Genomic DNA, 20,972 nt, shown 5'->3' on the forward strand with positions numbered 1-20,972 from the left:
AATCAGTGTAGAGAACTTACAATCTGGTTTCAAGTCAGTCTTCGGACGGAAGAACATATGATTTTGCCGGGACGTGCCCGAGCAGTTCCCGAATCAAGGCGTTGACTTCATCGGTTTCGATGCGGTCGATTTTATTGAGCACTTCGTCCAAATCCTCGACTTCGTCGAGTAAGACGAGGTTACGCCCGTTCCGGTTCATTCGGGCGCTCGTGCTTTCGTTGCCGAGGACGAGTGAACCTTTCAACTGGCGTTTGCCTTTAGCGACTTCTTCTTCGGTTAACCCCTGCGCCTTGAGCGCTTCAAGTTCACGCTCCATGATCGTCTCGACTTGAGTGAGTGTTTCCGGTGACGTCCCGATATAAATCGTGAACGTGCCATGGTCAACGAACGTCGTATAGTACGAATAGATCGAGTAAGCTAACCCTTGCTCTTCACGAATCGATTGAAACAGCCGCGACGACATCGTCGCACCGATCGCGTTGTTTGCCAGCGCCAGGTGCGGGAGCCGGTCGTTCGTTGCCGAAATCGCCTCGAAATTCCAACAAAGGTGCGCCTGCTCCGTCTCTTTATGCTTTTTCAACACATCACTGTATAGAACCGGAATCGTCGATTCTTTCGGTGATTCCCCTGATGGGAGTTCCGCAAACCTCGACGTGACCGCTTCGACCAGCTCGTCGGTCACATGACCGGCGATCGAGACGACGACACGGTTGCCTGTATACATTGATTCGACATAACGCAGCAATTGATCGCGAGAGAAACTGAGCACGCTCGCTTCCGTCCCGAGAATCGGCTTCGCTAATATATCGTCACGGTAGACGGCATAGGCGAGCAACTCATGCACGAGGTCTTCCGGCGTATCTTCGTACATTTTAATCTCTTCTAACACGACCCGTTTCTCTTTTTCAAGCTCAGTCTCATCAAAGACTGAATGGAACAACATATCGGCCAGTGCGTCGAAGGCGATGACAGCATGTTCATCGAGCGTCTTGACGTAGTAGCATGTATGGTCTTTTGAAGTGAAGGCGTTCACACTGCCGCCAAGCTCATCAAAAAATGAAGCGATTTCTTTCGCCGTTTTTGTTGTTGTTCCTTTGAACAACATATGTTCGATCAAGTGGCTGATCCCGATCTCATTGTCTTCCTCGGTCCGTGTCCCGGCTTTGATGAATACACCGGTCGATGTACTGCGGACGTCTGCCATCGGTTCGATCACGATGCGGACGCCATTCTTTAAGGTAATCCATTCCATTTTATCACTCCTATGAAAAAGGCCATCGCACCAGACGATGGCCAAAATAATTAGTTTGTTGGTCTTGACGGACGGCGGTCTCCGTCACGACGCGGAGGACGACTGTCACGTGGCGGACGGCTCTCGCGTTGTGCTTTACGTTTCGCTTCATACGCTTCTCGCTCTTCCGGAGAAAGCCCTTCGACAATCAACGTTTTATGCGAGGCGTTGACGCGGCCTTTATCGTCAATTTCTGTGACTTTGACTTTGATCGTGTCACCGAGCTTGACGACGTCTTCCACGTTGGCGACGCGGTCGAGGCTGAACTCAGAGACGTGGACGAGCGCGTCTTTGCCTTTGAACAACTCGACGAATGCGCCGAACTTCTCGATCCGACGGACTGTCGCGTCGAACACTTCGCCGACTTCGACTTCACGGATGATATCACCGATGAGTGTCATCGCCATGTCGATACCTTCTTGATCGGTCGAGGCGATGAACACCGTACCATCCTGTTCGATATCGATTTTGACACCAGTTTGATCGATGATGCTGTTGATCATCTTACCACCAGGTCCGATGACGTCGCGAATCTTGTCTGGATTGATTTTCATCGTGACAATCTTCGGAGCATACTTCGACAACTGTGGACGCGATGAGTCAAGCGTTTCGAGCATGTGGTTGAGAATGTGGAGGCGGCCTGAACGAGCTTGTTCGAGCGCTTCTTCCAAAATCTCACGCGTGATGCCGGCGATTTTAATGTCCATCTGCAACGCTGTGATCCCGTCTTTCGTTCCAGCGACTTTGAAGTCCATGTCGCCGAGATGATCTTCGAGACCTTGGATGTCAGTGAGTACTGTATAGTGTTCGCCTTCCATGATGAGACCCATCGCGATTCCCGCGACCGGTGCCTTGATCGGAACTCCGGCGTCCATGAGGGCGAGTGTCGAGCCACAGATTGAAGCCTGTGAACTCGAACCGTTCGACTCGAGCACTTCTGAGACGAGACGGATCGTATACGGGAAGTCTGCTTCTTTCGGGATGACCGGGAGAAGCGCACGTTCACCGAGCGCACCGTGGCCGATTTCGCGGCGGCCCGGCGCGCGAACCGGACGAGCTTCACCGACCGAGAACGGCGGGAAATTGTAATGGTGCATGAAACGTTTATTCTCTTCTAAGCCGATGCCGTCGATGATTTGAGCGTCACCGATGACGCCGAGTGTCGCAACCGACATGACTTGCGTCTGCCCTCGTGTGAACAAACCGACACCGTGCGCACGCGGCAACACGCCGACTTCTGAAGCGAGTGGACGGATGACTTCCGGACGACGGCCGTCTGGACGAACTTTATCGACCGTGATCAAGCGGCGGACCTCGTCTTTGACGAACTTGTTCAAAATACCAGATACTTCTTTCAACTTGGCCGGCTCGTCAGCGAGACGCGCTTCATACAACGTGACATACTTCGCGATGACTTCGTTGATCGCTTCGTCACGCGCGTGTTTCTCTTCAACTTGAACGGCAGCGTTAATTTCTGGGCGAGCCGCTTCAAGTTCTTGTGACAATACGTCGTCAAATTTAGAGACCGTGTATTCAAACTTCGGTTTCCCGACCGCTTCGACGATTTCCGTTTGGAACGCGACGAGCTTTTTGATCTCTTCGTGACCGAACAAAATCGACTCGAGCATGACGTCTTCCGGTACTTCGTTCGCGCCTGCTTCGACCATGTTGATCGCAGTTGCCGTTCCGGCGACTTGAAGTTCAAGATCTGTCTTCTCGAGTTGTGCGACCGTCGGGTTGACGACGAACTGTCCGTCCACACGTCCGACCGTCGCTCCAGCGATCGGTCCGTCAAACGGGATGTCCGAGATCGACAAGGCGATCGACGTTCCGAGCATACCAGCCATCTCAGCCGAGCAGTCCGGATCATTCGACATGACGTAAATCATGACTTGGATGTCGTGACGGAATCCGTCTGGGAATAATGGACGGATTGGACGGTCGATGAGACGTGACGTTAAAATCGCATTCTCACCAGGACGACCTTCCCGACGAAGGAAACCTCCTGGGATTTTACCGACCGAGTATAATTTTTCTTCATAGTTGACCGTAAGCGGGAAGAAATCTAAATCCTTTGGTCCTTTTGAAGCTGTGACCGCGGCGAGCACGACCGTGTCCCCGTACCGGACGAGTGCAGAACCGTTCGCCTGCTTCGCGAGTTGACCTACTTCTACAGACAGCGGACGACCGCCCCATTCTGTAGAAAAAACTTGTTTCGTACCTAACATGTACATTCTCCTCTCAAACCTTATCTAGTTTATTATGTAACTCATTCATATGTTTGTCTAATGATTTTCCTCCAAAAAAAGAAGAAACGGACTAGGAACGAATGTCCCAGTCCGTCATTTGGCCCGTTCGGATTAACGACGGAGACCAAGGCGTTGAATCAATTCACGGTAACGTGTTACGTCCTTGTTACGAAGGTACGTGAGCAAGTTACGGCGACGTCCAACCATTTTCAAAAGACCGCGACGTGAGTGGTGGTCTTTCTTATGTGTGCGAAGATGTTCGTTCAAAGTGTTGATTTGTTCAGTCAAAACAGCAACTTGAACTTCCGGTGAACCAGTGTCACCTTGTTTTGTCGCGTATTCCGCGATGATTTCGTTTTTACGTTCTTTTGAGAGTGCCATTGCCTCTCCACCTCCATTTAATAGAAAATTGCCGCGTTGCCGAGCCGTCGTTGGTGAATCGTCCAGCCAAGCGAAGCGGTGTACTTTGCGTACCAAACTAGAATACATGACCCCTACCCCAAAGTCAAGATAGGATTGCCCGAGCCGCCGTCTCATCTTGTTTCAACTGCGCGATCAGCGAATCGAGTCCATCGAACGCCCGTTCATCGCGCAAATAGTGAACCCATTCGATTTCGAGCAATTGTCCGTACAAGTCCTCCGAAAAATCAAATAAATGACTTTCAATCGAGACGTCTCCGGTGTCATAAAACGTCGGCCGACGACCGACATTCGTCATCGCATCAAACGTCCGGCCGTCTTCTAGGCGGACGCGGGTCGCATAAACGCCGAGCCGTGGCATGACATAAGACGCATCCATCACCATGTTCGCGGTCGGATAGCCGATCGTCCGCCCTCTGGCGTCACCATGGATGACTTCGCCACAGATGACGTAAGGCGCCCCTAACAGCTCACTCGCCAGGTCGACACTGCCTGCGCCAAGAAGTTTGCGGATCCGGGTCGAAGAGACTTTGTCGCCGTCACTCGTCTGTTCGGCGACGACGGACGTCGTGAAGCGTCCTCGGGCGTGGTAGGGCATCGTCTCCATCGTCCCTTCCCCGAATTTCCCGTACGAATAGTCAAATCCGGCCGTCACGTGCACGGCGCCCGCGCCGATCAAATAATCGTCGACGAACTGTTGCGGTGACAGTGATGCCAATTGCTTTGTGAACGTCAAGACGAGACAACGTTCGACACCGAGCGCGGCGATCCGCTGTAATTTTCGTTTGAGCGGCGTGATATAACGGACAGCATCCGCATTGTTCGACAGCACTTGTTTCGGGTGCGGATCGAACGTGACGACGGTCACGGGCACGTCAAGCTGCTCCGCGCGCTGTTTGGCGTGCTCGATCACGGCTTGATGGCCGATGTGAACGCCGTCGAAGAATCCGAGTACCATGACCGAAGGGACAAACTCTGGCGTCTCGGGATGTGTGAGATGTATCGTTTCCATACTTCAAATTCCCCCTTAGTCGATTGTCAACATGACCTCGACTGTTGCGTCTGTCGTTCCGTCAAGCCGTCTATAGAGGGCGAGCGGAATTCCTTCTTCATTATAGACAGTAAACAGTTCAAATTCGAGCGAGACGTCGTTTAAGCGCCCACCGTTGCGAATATACCGTTCCCGGTTGGCCGGAATGTTGATGGAAGGCCAACGTTTGATCACGTCCTCGAGCGGGATGAGGCGTTCAGCGCGTGCCTCGACCGTCTCTAACGTCGCGAGCTCCGCGAGCGTCACGGCGTCCCTTTCATCGAACGTGCCTGACCGTGTGCGACGTAGGTCGCTCATATGGGCCGGGTAACCGAGACCTTCTCCGATTTGGACGGCAAGTGTCCGAATAAACGTGCCTTTTCCACACTCGACATCGATGCGAAACCGACAGACGCCGTCCTCGAAGACAGGTTCGTTCGTCCGTTCTAACCGATGAATCTTGACGATGCGGCGCGGCCGCTCGACCGTCTGTCCTTTGCGGGCGTATTCGTATAGCTTCTTCCCGTTCACTTTGACGGCCGAAAAATAAGGAGGCACCTGCTCGATGCTTCCGATCAACGTGCCGAGAACGCGGTCGACGTCTTCACCCGTGAACGCATCCGGCGCGACATCTGTTTGCGCGACGACTTCGCCGTGTGCGTCTTCCGTCATCGTCGCCGTCCCGATCGTGACTTCGGCGACGTAGCGCTTGCCCTCATCGGTCAAAAAACGGGACAGTTTCGTCGCACGGCCGAAACAGATCGGCAACACGCCGGTCACTTCCGGGTCGAGCGTGCCGGTATGGCCAACTTTTTTCGTTTGAAACAGTTTACGCAGCTTGAAGACGCAATCGTGGCTCGTCATCCCGCTGTCTTTGTCTAGTATTAAAATCCCTGTCGGTTCCACGTTCATTCCTCCATATCAAAAAAGGGGAGACACAAGTCCCCCCTTCAATTTATTAGTCTTTATTCAAATCACGGATCAACGAATCGATATGGCTACCATATGCGACCGAAGAATCGTATTCGAACGACAATTCCGGCGTCTTACGGAGACGGATCCGGCTACCGATTTCACGGCGAATGAAGGCGCTCGCCTTATCAAGACCTGCCTGCGTCTCAGCCTTCACCTCGGCGACGTCTCCGAGCACCGTGTAATAGGCCGTCGCTTGTTGCAAATCTCCCGTCACGTCTACGCTCGTGATGGTCGCGTTCTTTGTACGTGGGTCGTTGACTTCGCGTAAAAGGATATCTGTGATCTCTTTACGCATCTGTTCAGCAACACGTTGGGCACGAATGTTCATACGTGTTCCCTCCTCACTTTATTTACGTTCGACTTCTTTCATGACGAACGCTTCGATGACGTCCTCCACTTTGATGTCGTCGAACTTCTCTACTTTGATCCCACACTCGTAGCCTGTCGCAACTTCTTTGACATCGTCTTTGAAGCGGCGGAGCGTATCGAGTTTACCTTCGTACACGACGATCCCGTTACGGATGACGCGTACGCCGGCATCACGTGAGATTTTACCTTCAGTGACGTAACAGCCGGCAATCGCACCGACTTTTGAAACTTTGAAGACGTCACGGACTTCGACTTGTCCGATCACTTCTTCAACGAACTCAGGGTCAAGCATCCCTTTCATCGCGCTTTCGATTTCATCGATTGCGTTATAGATGATCCGGTGCAAACGCATTTCAACATGTTCTTGTTCGGCCATTGATCGGGCGTTACCGTCTGGACGGACGTTGAATCCGATGATGATCGCGTTCGCTGCTGAAGCGAGGATGACGTCACCTTCTGTGATCGCACCGACACCTTGGTGCACGATGTTGATCTTGACGCCTGCGACGTCGATTTTGCGGAGTGATCCGGCGAGCGCTTCAGCCGATCCTTGAACGTCTGCTTTGATGATGACGTTCAAGTCTTTGACTTCGCCTTCTTGAATCCGGCTGAACAAGTCTTCAAGACTGACTTTAGCCGATTCACGGCGCTGCGACTCGAGGTAACGTTGGTAACGTTTCTCTCCGATTGCACGTGCTTTTTTCTCGTCTTCGAAGACGATGAACTGGTCACCAGCTTGTGGGACATCGTTCAATCCTGTAATTTCGATTGGCGTCGATGGGCCAACTTCTTTCACACGACGACCGATATCGTTGACCATGGCCCGGACACGTCCGAACGTGCTGCCGACGACGATCGAGTCACCGATACGAAGTGTCCCGTGTTGAACGAGAAGCGTGGCGACCGGACCGCGACCTTTATCGAGCTTCGCTTCGATGACCGAACCGCGAGCTGGCATTTCAGGCGTCGACTTGTACTCTTCGACTTCTGAAACGAGCAAGATCATCTCGAGCAACTCATCGATTCCCTCATCTTTCAAAGCAGAGATCGGCACGAAAATTGTTTCGCCGCCCCACTCTTCCGGTACGAGTCCGAATTCAGTCAACTCTTGTTTGACGCGGTCAGGGTTAGCCCCTTCTTTGTCCATTTTGTTGACGGCAACGATGATTGGGACGTTTGCCGCCTTCGCGTGAGAAATCGCTTCTTCTGTCTGTGGCATGACACCATCATCTGCTGCGACAACGATAATCGCGATATCCGTCACTTCAGCTCCACGGGCACGCATCGTCGTAAAGGCGGCGTGACCTGGTGTGTCGAGGAATGTGATCTTTTTACCGTTGATATCAACTTGGTACGCACCGATATGCTGCGTGATCCCACCCGCTTCGCCAGCGACGACTTTCGTGTTCCGAATCGAGTCGAGCAACGTCGTTTTACCGTGGTCGACGTGACCCATGATTGTGACGACGGCAGGACGCTCAATGAGGTCGTACTCAGAGAAGTCGATTTCTACTTCTTCGAAGTCCGTCTCATCGATGATGACTTCTTTTTCGACTTCGAAACCGAATTCAGTTGCGAGCAATTCGATCGTCTCGTCATCGAGTGTTTGGTTGATCGTCGCCATGACGCCAAGACCCATCAATTTCATGATGATTTCGTTTGGCTTTTTATCCATCTTCGCCGCGAGATCCGATACGCTGAGGACATCCTCGTACTTGATGACGTTGCCCATTTCAGACTCTTGCGCTAAACGAGATGCTTTACGCTGGCTCGTTTTTGAATTTGGATCTGCTTCTAACGGAATTGCCGCTTTTGCAGGCTTCCCTTTAAATTTACCGCCGCGCTTTTTGTTGCGGTTATCGTTACGGTTGTTGCCGAAACGGTTGCCACCACGGTTGCCCGCTTGATTGCTCGGGGCGCTAGAAGTTTGTGGACGGGCTTTCGGTGCTTCTTTTTTCTCAGCTTCTTGTTTCGCAGCAGGCTTCGCTTCAGCCGGCTTCGACTCAGCAGGTTTTTCTTGCTTCTCAGCCGAACGATATTTCTCAGGGTTGAAGACACGGTCGAGTTGCTTGACCGACTCATCATCCAATACAGCCATGTGATTTTTCACTGACTTGTTCATCTTCTCGAGCTGAGTAATGACTTGTTTACTTGTTACATTCTGTTCTTTTGCAAATTCATAGACGCGTTTTCCCAAAGCATCCACCTCCGTTAATAGTTAAGAGAGAAGTTGCTTAAGCTTGTTCGCAAATCCGGATTCTGTCACAGACACGACGACTCGCATGTCTTTACCTAAAGCGGCTCCGATTGTATGTCGGTCGCTCACTTCAATTAATGGAACACCATACGATGTACATTTGTCGGTAATCCGTTTTCTCGTCGACGCTCCCGCGTCTCCGGCAAGAATGACGAGCTTGGCTCGGCCAGCCCGTACATCCTTCAAGACAAACTCTTCTCCCATCGTTACCTTCCTCGCACGTGAGGCGAGGCCTAACAATGATTCCCACTGACTCATGATTCGGCACCTGTGACAGCTTGTTCTAGCTGTTCATAAAGTGTCTCGCTCGTTTTTACTTTCAGATGATGATCAAGCGTTCGTTTTTTCTCTGCTAAACGAATCACATCGACATCTCTTGACAAATACGCGCCACGACCGTTCAGTTTGCCGGTCGTGTCAATGACGACGTCGCCTTCTGGCGTCCGTACGACACGAATCAAATCGTTCTTTGGTAACATCTCTTGAGTGATCACACATTTACGCAAAGGAAGTTTCTTTTGCTTCATGGTCATTCCTCTTCTTTTACCGCGGTTGGTTCGAGCGTCACATCAACCGAGTCAGTCTGTTCAACTTCATTGTGAACAATTTCTGGCGTTGATTCAACTTTTTCGGCATACGTATCGAACAAGTTCATGCTCTCTGCATCCGTCTCACTCTTAATATCAATTTTCCAACCTGTCAACTTGGCGGCGAGGCGCGCGTTTTGACCGCGCTTCCCGATCGCGAGCGACAATTGATAGTCCGGCACGACGACTGTCGTCGACTTGTTCGGTTCATTGACATATACGTCAACGACTTGAGCCGGGCTGAGTGCGTTTTTAACGAACTCTTTTGGATCGTTCGACCAACGGACGATGTCGATCTTCTCACCGTTCAATTCATCGACGATCGTCTGAACACGTTGCCCTTTTGGACCGACACATGCACCGACCGGATCGACGATATCTGAGTGGACCGCGATTTTCGAACGGTCTCCCGCTTCACGCGACACCGACATGACGTCGACCGTCCCGCTCGCGATTTCTGGAACTTCGAGTTCGAACAAACGACGAAGTAGGCCAGGATGTGTCCGCGACACTTGAATCGCCGCGCCAGAACCTTTCGTCGTCGAGTCAACTTTCGTCACGTATACTTTGATGCGTTCATGGATCTTATACGACTCGTTCGGCATCTGTTCGTTCGGCGTCAACACCGCCTCGATGTTGTTCTCTAAACCGATGTACAAGTTGCGCGGGTCAAACCGCTCGACGATCCCTGTCATGATCTCGTCTTCTTTATCGACGAAGTGGTTGTAGATGCGTTCGCGCTCGGCTTCACGCATCTTTTGCGTGACGACTTGTTTGGCCGTCATCGCTGCGACACGACCGAAGTCGCTCGGTGTCACTTCTTCTTTATGGAAGTCCCCTAACTCAAAGTTCGGGTCGATCTCGTGCGCTTCTTCAAGCGAAAGCTGTTGGTCCGGATGCGTCAGGCGTTCAACGACTTCGAGAAGCGCGAACACGCGAATATCACCTGTCACTTGGTCAAACTCAACTTTGACGTGCTCGTTCGGGTTGGCGACGTTTCGGCGATATGCCGAAATGAGCGCCTGTTCAAGCGCATCGATGATGATTTCTTTCTCGATTCCTTTTTCTTGTGCAATCTGTTCGATTGTTGTGAGTAATTGTGGCCCCATCTTTACCTCTCCTTAACTAAACGTGACCGCTAGGCGGGCTTGTGCAATTTTATCAACCGGTAGCGATATCGCTTTTTTTCTAGTCTTGATGCGCGTTTCGACAACTGCGGTCTCGCCGTCGTACTCCGTCAAAATGCCCTCGAACTCTTTGGCACCTTCAATCGGGGCAAACGTTTTAATGTAGACGTTTTTCCCGATCGCCCGCTCAAAGTCAGTCGGCTTTTTAAGTGGTCGTTCGGCACCGGGACTCGAGACGTCAAGATAATAGGCTTGTTCGATTGGATCGGTAGCGTTTAATTTCTCCGAGAGTTGCTCGTTGATGTTGACGCAATCATCTAAATCGACGCCCCCCGGTTTATCGATATAGACGCGCAAGAACCAGTCTGGCCCTTCTTTTACGAATTCAACATCGACCAATTCCATGTTCGCTTGCTCGACAATCGGCAACGCGATTGTTTCGACGACTTCTGTTATTTTGGACACTCTCATCCCTCCTTCTGGCTTTTACATACAAGAAAGGAGTAGGGTTCCCTACTCCTTTCCGTCGTAGTATCCAACATTGTTCGATACCAATATATCATATTTTCCCGCTTTTTCGCAACTTACACCCCAAAATCAAAGAACGAAAGTTGGTTCTCGTCAGGCAGGCCTTCGAGACATTTCATCGTATCGAGCGTCTCGATAATCGTCTTCGACAATTTCGCCCGTTTCCGGAGATCCTCTTTTGACAAGAACTGACCTTCGGCACGCGCCTCAACAATCGCTTTCGCCGCGTTCGTCCCGAGTCCATCAACAGCGTTGAACGGTGGAATGAGCGTGTTGCCTTCAATCAAGAACTCGGTCGCATTCGAACGGTAAAGATCGATGTTTTGGAATTTCATGCCGCGTTCGAGCATCTCAAGTGCGAGTTCGAGCACGGTGTGAAGCCCTTTATCTTTCGCCGTGGCGTCGAAGCCTTTCTCCCGGATATCAGACATCGCCTTGCGGACGGCCTGAGACCCTTTGATCATCGCCGACAAATCAAAATCACCGGCGCGGACCGTAAAGTATGTCGCGTAATACAGAATCGGATGGTGCACTTTGAAGTAAGCGATCCGGACGGCCATGAGCACGTACGCGGTCGCGTGTGCTTTCGGGAACATGTATTTGATCTTCTTACAAGAAGAGATGTACCATTCCGGGACGCTGTTCTCCCGCATCTCAGACTCCATATCGTCAGACAAACCTTTCCCTTTACGGACCGACTCCATGATTTTAAAGGCGAACGATGGCTCAAGTCCGGCGTAAATCAAGTAGACCATAATGTCGTCACGACACCCGATGACGTCTTTCAGTTCACACGTCCCGTTATAGATCAACTCGTTTGCATTCCCGATCCAAACGTCCGTCCCGTGAGACAGACCGGAAATTTGGACGAGCTCTGAGAACGTGGACGGTTTCGTCTCTTCAAGCATTTGGCGGACGAACTTTGTCCCAAACTCAGGAATACCGAGCGTCCCTGTTTTTGACTCGATTTGCTCCGGTGTGACACCGAGCACTTCCGGTGACGAAAAGATTTTCATGACGGTCGGATCATCCGTCGGGATTGTCAACGGGTCGATGCCTGATAAGTCTTGGAGCATCCGGATGACGGTCGGGTCATCGTGTCCGAGAATGTCGAGCTTGAGCAAGTTGTCGTGAATCGAATGGAAGTCGAAGTGTGTCGTCTTCCATTCAGACGTTCGGTCGTCGGCCGGATACTGGATCGGCGAGATTTCGGCGATGTCCATATAGTCCGGGACGACGATAATCCCGCCTGGATGCTGCCCGGTCGTCCGTTTGACACCGGTGACACCCGAGACGAGACGATCGACTTCGGCGTTCCGGTAAATCTTGTCGTTTTCGGTCGCATAGCCTTTCACATATCCGTACGCCGTCTTGTCGGCAATCGTCCCGATCGTCCCGGCACGATAGACGTACTCTTCTCCGAACAACACTTTCGTGTACGCGTGAGCGTGAGGCTGGTACTCACCTGAGAAGTTCAAATCGATATCTGGTACTTTGTCCCCTTTAAAGCCAAGGAACGTCTCGAACGGGATATCGTGTCCGTCTTTCGTATACCACGTCCCACACTCCGGACATTGCTTGTCCGGAAGATCGTACCCGGACCCAACCGATCCGTCATTAAAGAAGTGAGAGTGTTGACACTTCGGACAGACATAATGCGGTGGTAGTGGATTGACCTCGGTGATCTCGGTCATCGTCGCGACGAGACTCGAACCGACCGATCCCCGTGAACCGACGAGGTAACCGTCGTCGAGTGACTTCTTGACGAGTTTATGTGAGATCAAATAAATGACGGCGAAACCGTGGCCGATGATTGATTTCAGTTCCTTCTCGAGCCGGGCCTCGACAATCTCCGGAAGCTCGTCCCCGTAAATCGAGCGGGCCATGTCATAACTCATATTGCGGACCTCGTCATCCGCCCCTTCGATTTTCGGCGTATACAGTTCATCCGGGATAATTTGAATCGCTTCGATCTGATCGGCGATCGCGTTCGGATTCGTGATGACGATCTCCCGTGCGAGCTCGTCACCTAAAAATTTAAACTCTTCCATCATTTCTTTCGTCGTCCGGAAATGGGCATGAGGCAACTCTTTTCTCGTGTTAATGAAGTTGGCCCCACCTTGCGTCCGGATCAGGATTTCGCGATACGACCGATCCGTCCGGTCCAAGTAATGGACGTTCCCGGTCGCACAGACCGGAAGTCCGGCTTGACCTGCCACGCGAATGATCCGTTTGATGATATCACGAAGTTCAAGCTCGTTCGCGACGATCTCTTTATCGATCAGATGCATGTAAAGTGCCGGCGGATGAATCTCGATGAAGTCATAAAATGCCATCATCTTCTCGAGCTCTTCGTCCGACTTGTTCAAGGCGGCGTCAAAGATCTCGCCGTTGTCGCACGCCGAGCCGATGAGCAGCCCTTCTCGGCGCTTCTCGATCTCAGAACGCGGCATCCGAGCCATCCGGAACAAGTAGTCGATGTGCGACAACGAAATCAACTCATACAAGTGACGCAATCCTGGTTTTTTCGTCTTCGCGTAAACCGTCGCATGAAACGGACGGATCTTCGAGACGTCACTGCCGACTTTCGCGTTCAGTGACCGATGCGTCTGCATCTCGAACATCTGTTTAGCCAAATCGAGCAACTTCATGAGCAGGTACGCCGTCGCCTCGGCGTCATAGATGGCCCGGTGATGCTGCGTCAATTCGATATCAAACCGCTTGGCGAGCGTGTTGAGACGGTGGTTTTTGAGCGTCGGTAAAATCGTCCGGGCCAGTTCAAGCGTATCGATGACCGGATAATCGTCCGGCTCATGTCCTCCGCTTCGGAGCGTCGCCTCGAGAAAGCCCATATCGAATGAGGCGTTATGAGCGACGAGAATCCCGTCGCCGCACCAGTCGACGAACTGTTTCGCGATCACTTCCGGGTCGGGCTGCCCGTGGACCATGTCATCGGTGATCCCAGTCAGTTCGATCGTCGTCGCCGAGAGTTGATGTTTCGGGTCGGCGAACGCTTCGAACCGGTCGATGATCTCACCGTCTTTAATCTTGACGCCGGCGAGTTCGATGATTTTGTTGTAGACGGCCGACAGACCGGTCGTCTCGACGTCGAACACGACGTACGTCGCCTCGTCGAGCGCGACGTCGGTCGGATGATATGCGACAGGCACGCCGTCATTGACGACGTTCGCCTCGACACCGTACAAGATTTTAATGTCATTCTTTTTCCCGGCATAATATGCTTCCGGGAACGACTGCACACCGGCATGATCGGTGATGGCGATGGCGCGATGGCCCCACTTGGCGGCCCGGGCGACGAGCGCCGACACATTCGTGACCGCATCCATTTGGCTCATCTGCGTATGGGCGTGGAGTTCGACGCGTTTTTCTCCGGCCCATTCGTCACGCGTCGGTTCGACTTTCACTTCTTGGAGTTGCGACGCCATCATGCACAGTTCGCGCATGAAGCTATCGTCTTCGACACGTCCCGCCGCTTGAATCCACATGCCTTTTTTGACGGCACTGAGCATACGGTCGTCATCATCGTCACGTGCGAACACTTTGACGATGAGAGAATCGGTATAGTCGGTCATCTTGATCGTGAATAGCTTCTTCCCGCTCTTCAACTCTTTCCGTTCGGCTGAAAACACGAGTCCACGGATGGCGACACGGCGTTCTTCTTCGATGATCGTCTTGATCGGGACGATCTCGTCTTTGATCAAGGCGCCCATCCGCACTTCCGTGATCGGCTCATCGTTCGTCTCGGTCGCTTTGGCGAACTGGGCCGCGAGTGCGAGTTTCGCCTGTTCGATATCTTCTTGGACGACTTGTTCACGCAACGCCTGATTCGCTTCCGCGTCTTCTGAGAAACTCGCTTGGCACGGCTTTTTCGTAAAGCCGTAAGCACTGTAGAGCGCTTGAACTTCTTGGCACAGCTCTTTATCGACGTAGCTCGCCTCAGGTGCGGAGCGGACGGGAATGAGCAACTTGTTTTGCTCGAAGCGCGGTTTGACAGTTGCGAAATAGCTTCGCATCGCTCCCGACACTTGACTGAGCTCACTAACGATGCGCGGCCAGTAGTCGATATAATCCTGCTCGCTTCCACCCGTCTCTGTCGTAAAACGAGCGTACACTTCATCAGCAAACGTCGCATACCGATTCTCGACCCGACTCATGAACAATTGATAAACCTCATATGGTAACACTTGGCGGATCTTGAAATAAAACGTCCACGTCCGTCGTTGCTTATTGACGACAAGACGCGATAGTTCCGCTCCGTCGAACTGATCACTCTCTGTCGTGATTCCGAGATCCGTCAACAGTAATTGCATCTTTTGATTTGCTTCCACGGGTAAGTCGTCCCCCCTTTTATATGACAATGTCGAAAAATGAAGGTGACGGCAAGAAACCGTCACCTTCATCGATCAATGCGTCTCGTTAAGCTGCGCGACAATCACTTGCGGCAACTCTTCTACCGTCGTTTCAATCACTTCGCCCGTAGCACGGACTTTCACTTCGACGATGCCTTCGCCGGCTTTCTTACCGACGTTGATACGAATCGGCAAGCCGATCAAGTCAGCGTCGGCAAATTTAACGCCGGCCCGTTCTTTGCGGTCGTCGTACAATACATCATACTTCGATGACAGTTCATCGTAAAGTCGGTTCGAAAGTTCGAGTTGCGTCTCGTCTTTCGCGTTGATCGCGATCAAGTGCAGATCAAACGGTGCGACACTCTTCGGCCAAACGATACCGCGGTCGTCGTGATGCTGTTCGACGATCGCCGAAAGTGTCCGCGAGACACCGATGCCGTAACAACCCATGATGAGTGGTTCCGCCCGGCCTTCTTCGTTCAAGAACGTCGCGCCCATCGCTTCTGAGTAACGCGTGCCGAGTTTGAACACTTGACCGACCTCGATCCCACGTGCGAACCGGACTGGACCAGATTCGTCTGGTGCCAAGTCGCCTTCGACGACGAAGCGGAGGTCATGATACGTCAAGTGCGACAAGTCGCGTTCTGCATTGACGTGCATGAAGTGCGTGTTCGCAACGTTGGCGCCACATACCGCATCGACTAAATATTTAACGGCGTAATCCGCGACGACTTTGACCGGCGAGTTGATTGGTCCGAGCGTCCCTGGTTCACAGCCGAACAATTCAATGATCTTCGACTCGTCTTCCATTTGGATATCGAGTCCGCCAAGGGCGTTCTTCACTTTGACATCGTTCGCTTCGTGATCGCCGCGAACGATCGCCATGACCGTCTCGCCGTCGACGTTGAACAACACCGACTTGATCGTCGTGTTCGTCTCCACGTCCAAGAAACGCGCCACGTCTTCGATTGTTTTATGATCTTTCGTATCGACTTGCTCGAGCTCGAGCGCAACACCAGCTTGCATGTCGTAACGGTCAAGCGTTTCCGCCATCTCGATGTTCGCCGCGTATGACGACGAATCCGTATAGACGATCGTATCCTCACCGATTTCGGCGAGCGCCTGGAATTCGTGCGTGTCTTTCCCACCAATCGCACCTGAATCAGCCACGACCGGACGATACTTCAAACCGGCGCGGTCAAAGATACGCGAATATGCGTTATACATGTTGTCGTACTCTTCGTCTAAATCAGCCTGTGTGGCGTGGAACGAGTAGGCATCTTTCATCAAAAACTCACGTCCGCGTAATAATCCGAACCGCGGGCGACGCTCATCGCGATACTTCGTCTGAATCTGGTACAAGTTGACCGGTAACTTCTTATACGAGTTCAACTCGTCACGGACAATCGACGTGATCAACTCTTCGTGGGTCGCTCCAAGTGCGAAACGGCGGTCATGACGGTCCGTCAAGCGCATCAGTTCAGGTCCGTAGATGTCCCAACGTCCCGTCTCTTCCCATAGCTCTGCTGGTTGGATCGCCGGCATGAGCAGTTCTTGCGCCCCGGCCCGGTTCATCTCTTCACGAATGATCGTTTGAATATTTTGTAACACACGATGACCGAGTGGTAAGTAAGAGTAGATCCCCGCTGCATTTTGTCGAATAAATCCACCGCGCACGAGAAGTTGATGGCTGACAGCTTCAGCGTCGGCAGGAACCTCTCTTAAAGTAGGCATAAGCAATCTCGATTGTTTCATAAATATCAACGTTTCCCTTCTCTAACACAGTCTATTTGAAAAATGATTGGATATCGTTCCAAGTGACGATGAGCATGAGCAGCATAAGCAGGGCAAATCCGATAAAGTGGACAAACCCTTCTTTTTTTGGATCGATCGGTCGACCACGCACAGCTTCGAACAACAAGAAGATGAGTCGTCCCCCGTCAAGCGCCGGAAGTGGCAACAAGTTGAAAATCGCCAAGTTGACGGATAAAAGTGCCGTCCAGTTGAGCAACATGATGAAACCACTCGCTGCCACTTCGTCGGTCATGCGGACAATCCCGACTGGACCTGCGAGTTGATCGACTCCGACTTGGCCGGTCACTAAATCACCGACCGCAGAGAAAATCAATGTCGACATCGTCCACGTCGTCTCAGCTCCTGTGGTGAACGCTTTTGTCGGTGATCGCTCGAGCGCATTTGTCACGCCAAGGATACCAACCGTCTCGCCATTTTGTTCGACTGCTTGAGGTGTGAGCGTTACCGTTTGTTCCTCACCCGCACGAATATAGGTCACCTCGGTCGGTGTATCGGCACGATCGGCCAAAACCGTTCGAAGATCGAGCCAGTTATCAATCGTCTCACCCTCGATCGAGACGATTTCGTCTCCGGTGACGAGCCCGGCTTGATCAGCCGCCGAATCCGGTTGTACCGTCCCGATTTGACCGTCGTCTGTCGGTGTGCCTTGCACGAGACCGACAATGACGAGCAAGACGAAAGCAAGGACGAAGTTCATGGCCGGGCCGGCTGCGATCGCGAGCACTCGCTTCCAAACTGATTGCGCTCCGAATGTGCGGTCGTACGGTGCGATTTGAATCTCCATACCTTGATCGACGAGGAGTGTGTCGCGCTCGAGTGTGTACACCCGCACTTCTTCATCGACAAGCAATTGAATCTTCAATTCACGGATCGAATCGAACTTGTCGACCGTGCCGACGACGTGTACATCCGTCGCTTGGTCCGGTTGGAAATAGACGCGGTCGACTGTGCCCGCGCTCGTTAACCGGAGCCCGACTTGTTGACCGGCCTTCACTTCGATCGGCTCGAAATCCTCACCCGCCATCTTGACGTAACCACCGATCGGCAATAAGCGAATCGTATAGAGCGTCTCATTCTTTCTGAATGAAAAGATTTTCGGTCCAAACCCGATTGCAAATTCATGACAGAGAATCCCTGCCCGTTTCGCCATGACGAGGTGTCCCCATTCATGAACTGAAATGAGCACCCCAAACATCAAAACGATGGCGATAAAAGTTTGCATGATCTATTTCCCACCTTCACTTTCGTTGCTGAATTTGTTCACGAACCGATTGATCGACTTGAAGGATCTGCTCAAGCGTCGGTTCTACAATGACTGTATGTGCATCCATCGCTTGCGCGACGATCGATTCAATCTCGACGAACGAAATTTTTCCGTTCAAGAACAAATCGACAGCCGTTTCGTTAGCCGCATTCAACACGGTCGGCATTGAACCACCTTGACGACCTGCTTCATACGCTAGTCGAAGAGCCGGATAGCGATCTAAATCGGCTTCCGCAAAATGGAGCGTCCCGATTTCTCTCAAGTTTAACCGCTTGTTCCCTTCGATTTCAAGCCGTTTCGGGGTAGAGAGCGCATAGAGGATCGGTCCCCGCATATCAGGGTTTCCGAGTTGCGCCATGACTGCTGCGTCTTTAAACTCGACCATCGAGTGAATGATCGACTCCCGATGGAGCACCACTTCAATATCATTATAATCGATATCGAACAACCAGTGCGCTTCGATGACTTCGAGCCCTTTGTTGAACATTGTCGCCGAATCGATCGTGATTTTTGCACCCATCGACCAGTTCGGATGATTGAGCGCTTCTTCGACGGTCACGCTCGCTAATTCAGCGCGTGTCTGATCACGGAAACTTCCGCCCGAGGCTGTCAAAATGATTTTTGAAACGTCCTCGCGACGTTCTCCGTTAAGGCATTGATAGATGGCCGAGTGTTCACTGTCGACCGGGAGCAAACTGACGCCGTGCTCTTTGACGGCGGCCATGACGAGATGTCCGGCTGTGACGAGCGTTTCTTTGTTCGCCAAGGCGATATCTTTACCGGCTTTAATGGCGGCAAGCGTCGGCTCTAAGCCGACTGCCCCGACGACGGCCGTGACGACCACATCAGCCCGCTCAGCGGTCGCACATTCGATCAACCCTTCGAGTCCGATAAAAAAGAGTGGTTCGTATGTAAGGCGTGGCTTGAGCTGTTCGAGTACCTCGATCGTTTTGGCTGATACGTATTTCGGGCGAAGGCGGTTGATCCATTCCTCGGCCACCTCGACGTTCGTTCCGAACGCGTACGCCTCAAGTTCAAACAAGTCGGGGTGCTGCTCGATCACGTCGCACGTCTGTACGCCGATCGAACCAGTCGCCCCGATTAAGCTGATTCGCTTCATCTTGACACTCCTTTTATAACAAATTGAAAATCCAAATGACGGTGAATACCGCGATCATACTATCAAACCGATCTAAAATACCACCATGTCCCGGCAATAGATGGCCAGAATCTTTTACGCCTAACTGACGTTTGTACGCTGATTGTACCAAATCACCGAGCTGGCCGACGACAGAAACGACAACCGCTAAGACGAGCACTTCGACGAGCGGCAGGACCGGTTCGATCAAGACATAGACGATACCGACGACTGCAGCTGAAACAATACCGCCGACAGCTCCTTCAATCGTCTTGTTCGGACTGATCGAGGGCCACAGTTTCGTCTTGCCGATGGCTTTACCCGTGAAATACGCACCCGAGTCAGTCGCCCAAATGATAAATAAGACGAGCAATACTTTCGCCAGCCCGTCTTCAGACAGACGGACGAGGGCAAAGCTTGAAAACCCGATGACGAGATAAACAGCCGATACGAAATAAAAACTCGCATCTTCATATGTGAAACGGTTTTTCGTGACGACCGTCCAAAAGAGAAGCAACATTAATCCGAGCACCATCCATTGACTCGTCGAGATCGGAAGTTCACCCGTCAACCACTGCCGTTCTAAAAGCATCATGACGAACGGGAATGCTACGAGCAACGATGTAACTAAAAACGGAAACGCTGTCAGCTTATGCTTACGCATCATCGTAAACTCGCTCAAGCCGATCAAAGCGAGCACGCCCATCAAGATGACGAACGGGCTGCCGCCAAGGGCGATCAAACTGACAAAAATAGCGCCGGCCCAAAGTCCGGTAATAATTCGTGTTTTCATCTCACACCCCACCAAACCGGCGTGTACGTGTATTGTACGCTTCGATTGCTTCGACGAAGTGCTCACGTTTGAAATCGGGCCACAATACGTCTGTGAAGTGGAGTTCGGCATACGCCCCTTGCCAGAGCAGGAAGTTCGATAACCGTTGTTCACCGCTCGTCCGAATGATCAAATCGACATCTTGCATATTCGTCATGAGCCGCTCTCCGATCATCGACTCGTCAATTTCATCTGGATTGATGTGTCCGGCCGATACGTCGCGCGCAATGTCACGCATCGCTTGGATGAGTTCGTCACGGCCGCCATAGTTCAACGCGAAGACGAGGTCTAGCCCTGTGTTCGTCGCGGTGCGCGTCCGCGCTTCATCGACTGCCTCGCGCGTTCCACGTGGTAGTTTCGACACGTCACCGGCGACGAGCACTCTGACGTTTTGTTCGTCGAGTTCTTTTAAGTCGGTCTCTAAAAATTGCTTCGGCAACTTCATCAAAAAATTGACTTCTTCTTCTGGACGCGTCCAGTTTTCAGTCGAGAACGCGTAAAGCGTCAGCGACTTGATCCCGAGTTCTTGAGCCGTCCGGACTGATTCACGAACCGATTTCATTCCTTCCCGGTGACCCATGATGCGCGGGAGCCCACGTTTCTTCGCCCAACGGCCGTTTCCGTCCATGATGATGGCGACGTGTTCGGGGATGCTCAATTCCGCCTCAGTCTTCGTTTTAGGATTCACCCATTTAAACATAGTCTATCCTCCTGATTGTA

The 20,972-nt window shown here is 52.1% G+C and carries 17 protein-coding genes; all 17 read right to left on the minus strand.

Going from position 1 to position 20,972, the window contains the following annotated elements:
* Nucleotides 1-34: 34 nt before the first annotated feature.
* Entirely contained in the window at nucleotides 35-1,252 is a 1,218-nt protein-coding gene (locus EVJ22_RS04065; RefSeq protein WP_071399629.1) for a M16 family metallopeptidase, read from the minus strand.
* Nucleotides 1,253-1,302: 50 nt separating this feature from the next.
* On the minus strand, nucleotides 1,303-3,519 hold the full coding sequence (gene pnp, locus EVJ22_RS04070) for a polyribonucleotide nucleotidyltransferase (protein ID WP_071399628.1): 2,217 nt from the start codon (nucleotides 3,517-3,519) through the stop codon (nucleotides 1,303-1,305).
* A 132-nt stretch (nucleotides 3,520-3,651) separates the two neighbouring features.
* Entirely contained in the window at nucleotides 3,652-3,921 is a 270-nt protein-coding gene (gene rpsO / locus EVJ22_RS04075) for a 30S ribosomal protein S15 (RefSeq protein WP_016508254.1), read from the minus strand.
* A gap of 124 nt (nucleotides 3,922-4,045) precedes the next feature.
* Entirely contained in the window at nucleotides 4,046-4,972 is a 927-nt protein-coding gene (locus EVJ22_RS04080; RefSeq protein WP_131443340.1) for a bifunctional riboflavin kinase/FAD synthetase, read from the minus strand.
* Nucleotides 4,973-4,987: 15 nt separating this feature from the next.
* Entirely contained in the window at nucleotides 4,988-5,902 is a 915-nt protein-coding gene (gene truB / locus EVJ22_RS04085) for a tRNA pseudouridine(55) synthase TruB (RefSeq protein ID WP_173647406.1), read from the minus strand.
* A gap of 46 nt (nucleotides 5,903-5,948) precedes the next feature.
* Nucleotides 5,949-6,293, minus strand: coding sequence for a 30S ribosome-binding factor RbfA (gene rbfA, locus EVJ22_RS04090; RefSeq protein ID WP_071399626.1), 345 nt, complete (start codon nucleotides 6,291-6,293; stop codon nucleotides 5,949-5,951).
* An 18-nt stretch (nucleotides 6,294-6,311) separates the two neighbouring features.
* Nucleotides 6,312-8,531 carry a translation initiation factor IF-2 gene (infB, locus tag EVJ22_RS04095; RefSeq protein ID WP_071399625.1) on the minus strand — a complete coding sequence of 740 codons (2,220 nt, stop codon included), beginning with the start codon at nucleotides 8,529-8,531 and terminating at the stop codon, nucleotides 6,312-6,314.
* 21 nt (nucleotides 8,532-8,552) lie between these two features.
* Nucleotides 8,553-8,849, minus strand: coding sequence for a YlxQ family RNA-binding protein (locus EVJ22_RS04100; RefSeq protein WP_070327464.1), 297 nt, complete (start codon nucleotides 8,847-8,849; stop codon nucleotides 8,553-8,555).
* Nucleotides 8,846-9,124, minus strand: coding sequence for an RNase P modulator RnpM (rnpM, locus tag EVJ22_RS04105; protein WP_233589595.1), 279 nt, complete (start codon nucleotides 9,122-9,124; stop codon nucleotides 8,846-8,848). The genes EVJ22_RS04100 and rnpM overlap by 4 nt, the downstream gene beginning before the upstream one ends.
* Nucleotides 9,121-10,287 carry a transcription termination factor NusA gene (gene nusA, locus EVJ22_RS04110; protein ID WP_070327466.1) on the minus strand — a complete coding sequence of 389 codons (1,167 nt, stop codon included), beginning with the start codon at nucleotides 10,285-10,287 and terminating at the stop codon, nucleotides 9,121-9,123. Before nusA ends, rnpM begins: the two co-directional genes overlap by 4 nt.
* Nucleotides 10,288-10,299: 12 nt before the next feature.
* Nucleotides 10,300-10,770: a ribosome maturation factor RimP gene (rimP, locus tag EVJ22_RS04115; RefSeq protein ID WP_070327467.1), complete on the minus strand. Its 471-nt coding sequence runs from the start codon at nucleotides 10,768-10,770 to the stop codon at nucleotides 10,300-10,302.
* A gap of 119 nt (nucleotides 10,771-10,889) precedes the next feature.
* On the minus strand, nucleotides 10,890-15,182 hold the full coding sequence (locus EVJ22_RS04120; protein WP_071399624.1) for a PolC-type DNA polymerase III: 4,293 nt from the start codon (nucleotides 15,180-15,182) through the stop codon (nucleotides 10,890-10,892).
* Between the two features lie 75 nt (nucleotides 15,183-15,257).
* Complete coding sequence (locus EVJ22_RS04125) at nucleotides 15,258-16,958, minus strand: proline--tRNA ligase (protein ID WP_131443343.1); 1,701 nt, start codon at nucleotides 16,956-16,958, stop codon at nucleotides 15,258-15,260.
* 31 nt (nucleotides 16,959-16,989) lie between these two features.
* Nucleotides 16,990-18,240: an RIP metalloprotease RseP gene (gene rseP, locus EVJ22_RS04130; RefSeq protein ID WP_131440240.1), complete on the minus strand. Its 1,251-nt coding sequence runs from the start codon at nucleotides 18,238-18,240 to the stop codon at nucleotides 16,990-16,992.
* Between the two features lie 16 nt (nucleotides 18,241-18,256).
* A complete protein-coding gene (gene dxr, locus EVJ22_RS04135; protein WP_071399622.1) occupies nucleotides 18,257-19,402 on the minus strand; it encodes a 1-deoxy-D-xylulose-5-phosphate reductoisomerase in 1,146 nt (381 codons plus the stop codon).
* A gap of 13 nt (nucleotides 19,403-19,415) precedes the next feature.
* Entirely contained in the window at nucleotides 19,416-20,213 is a 798-nt protein-coding gene (locus tag EVJ22_RS04140; protein ID WP_071399621.1) for a phosphatidate cytidylyltransferase, read from the minus strand.
* Nucleotide 20,214: 1 nt separating this feature from the next.
* On the minus strand, nucleotides 20,215-20,952 hold the full coding sequence (locus EVJ22_RS04145; RefSeq protein ID WP_131443344.1) for an undecaprenyl pyrophosphate synthase: 738 nt from the start codon (nucleotides 20,950-20,952) through the stop codon (nucleotides 20,215-20,217).
* Nucleotides 20,953-20,972: the final 20 nt, after the last annotated feature.

The sequence above is a fragment of the Exiguobacterium sp. SH0S7 genome (genome assembly GCF_004337195.1).
GTDB lineage: Bacteria > Bacillota > Bacilli > Exiguobacteriales > Exiguobacteriaceae > Exiguobacterium > Exiguobacterium aurantiacum_A.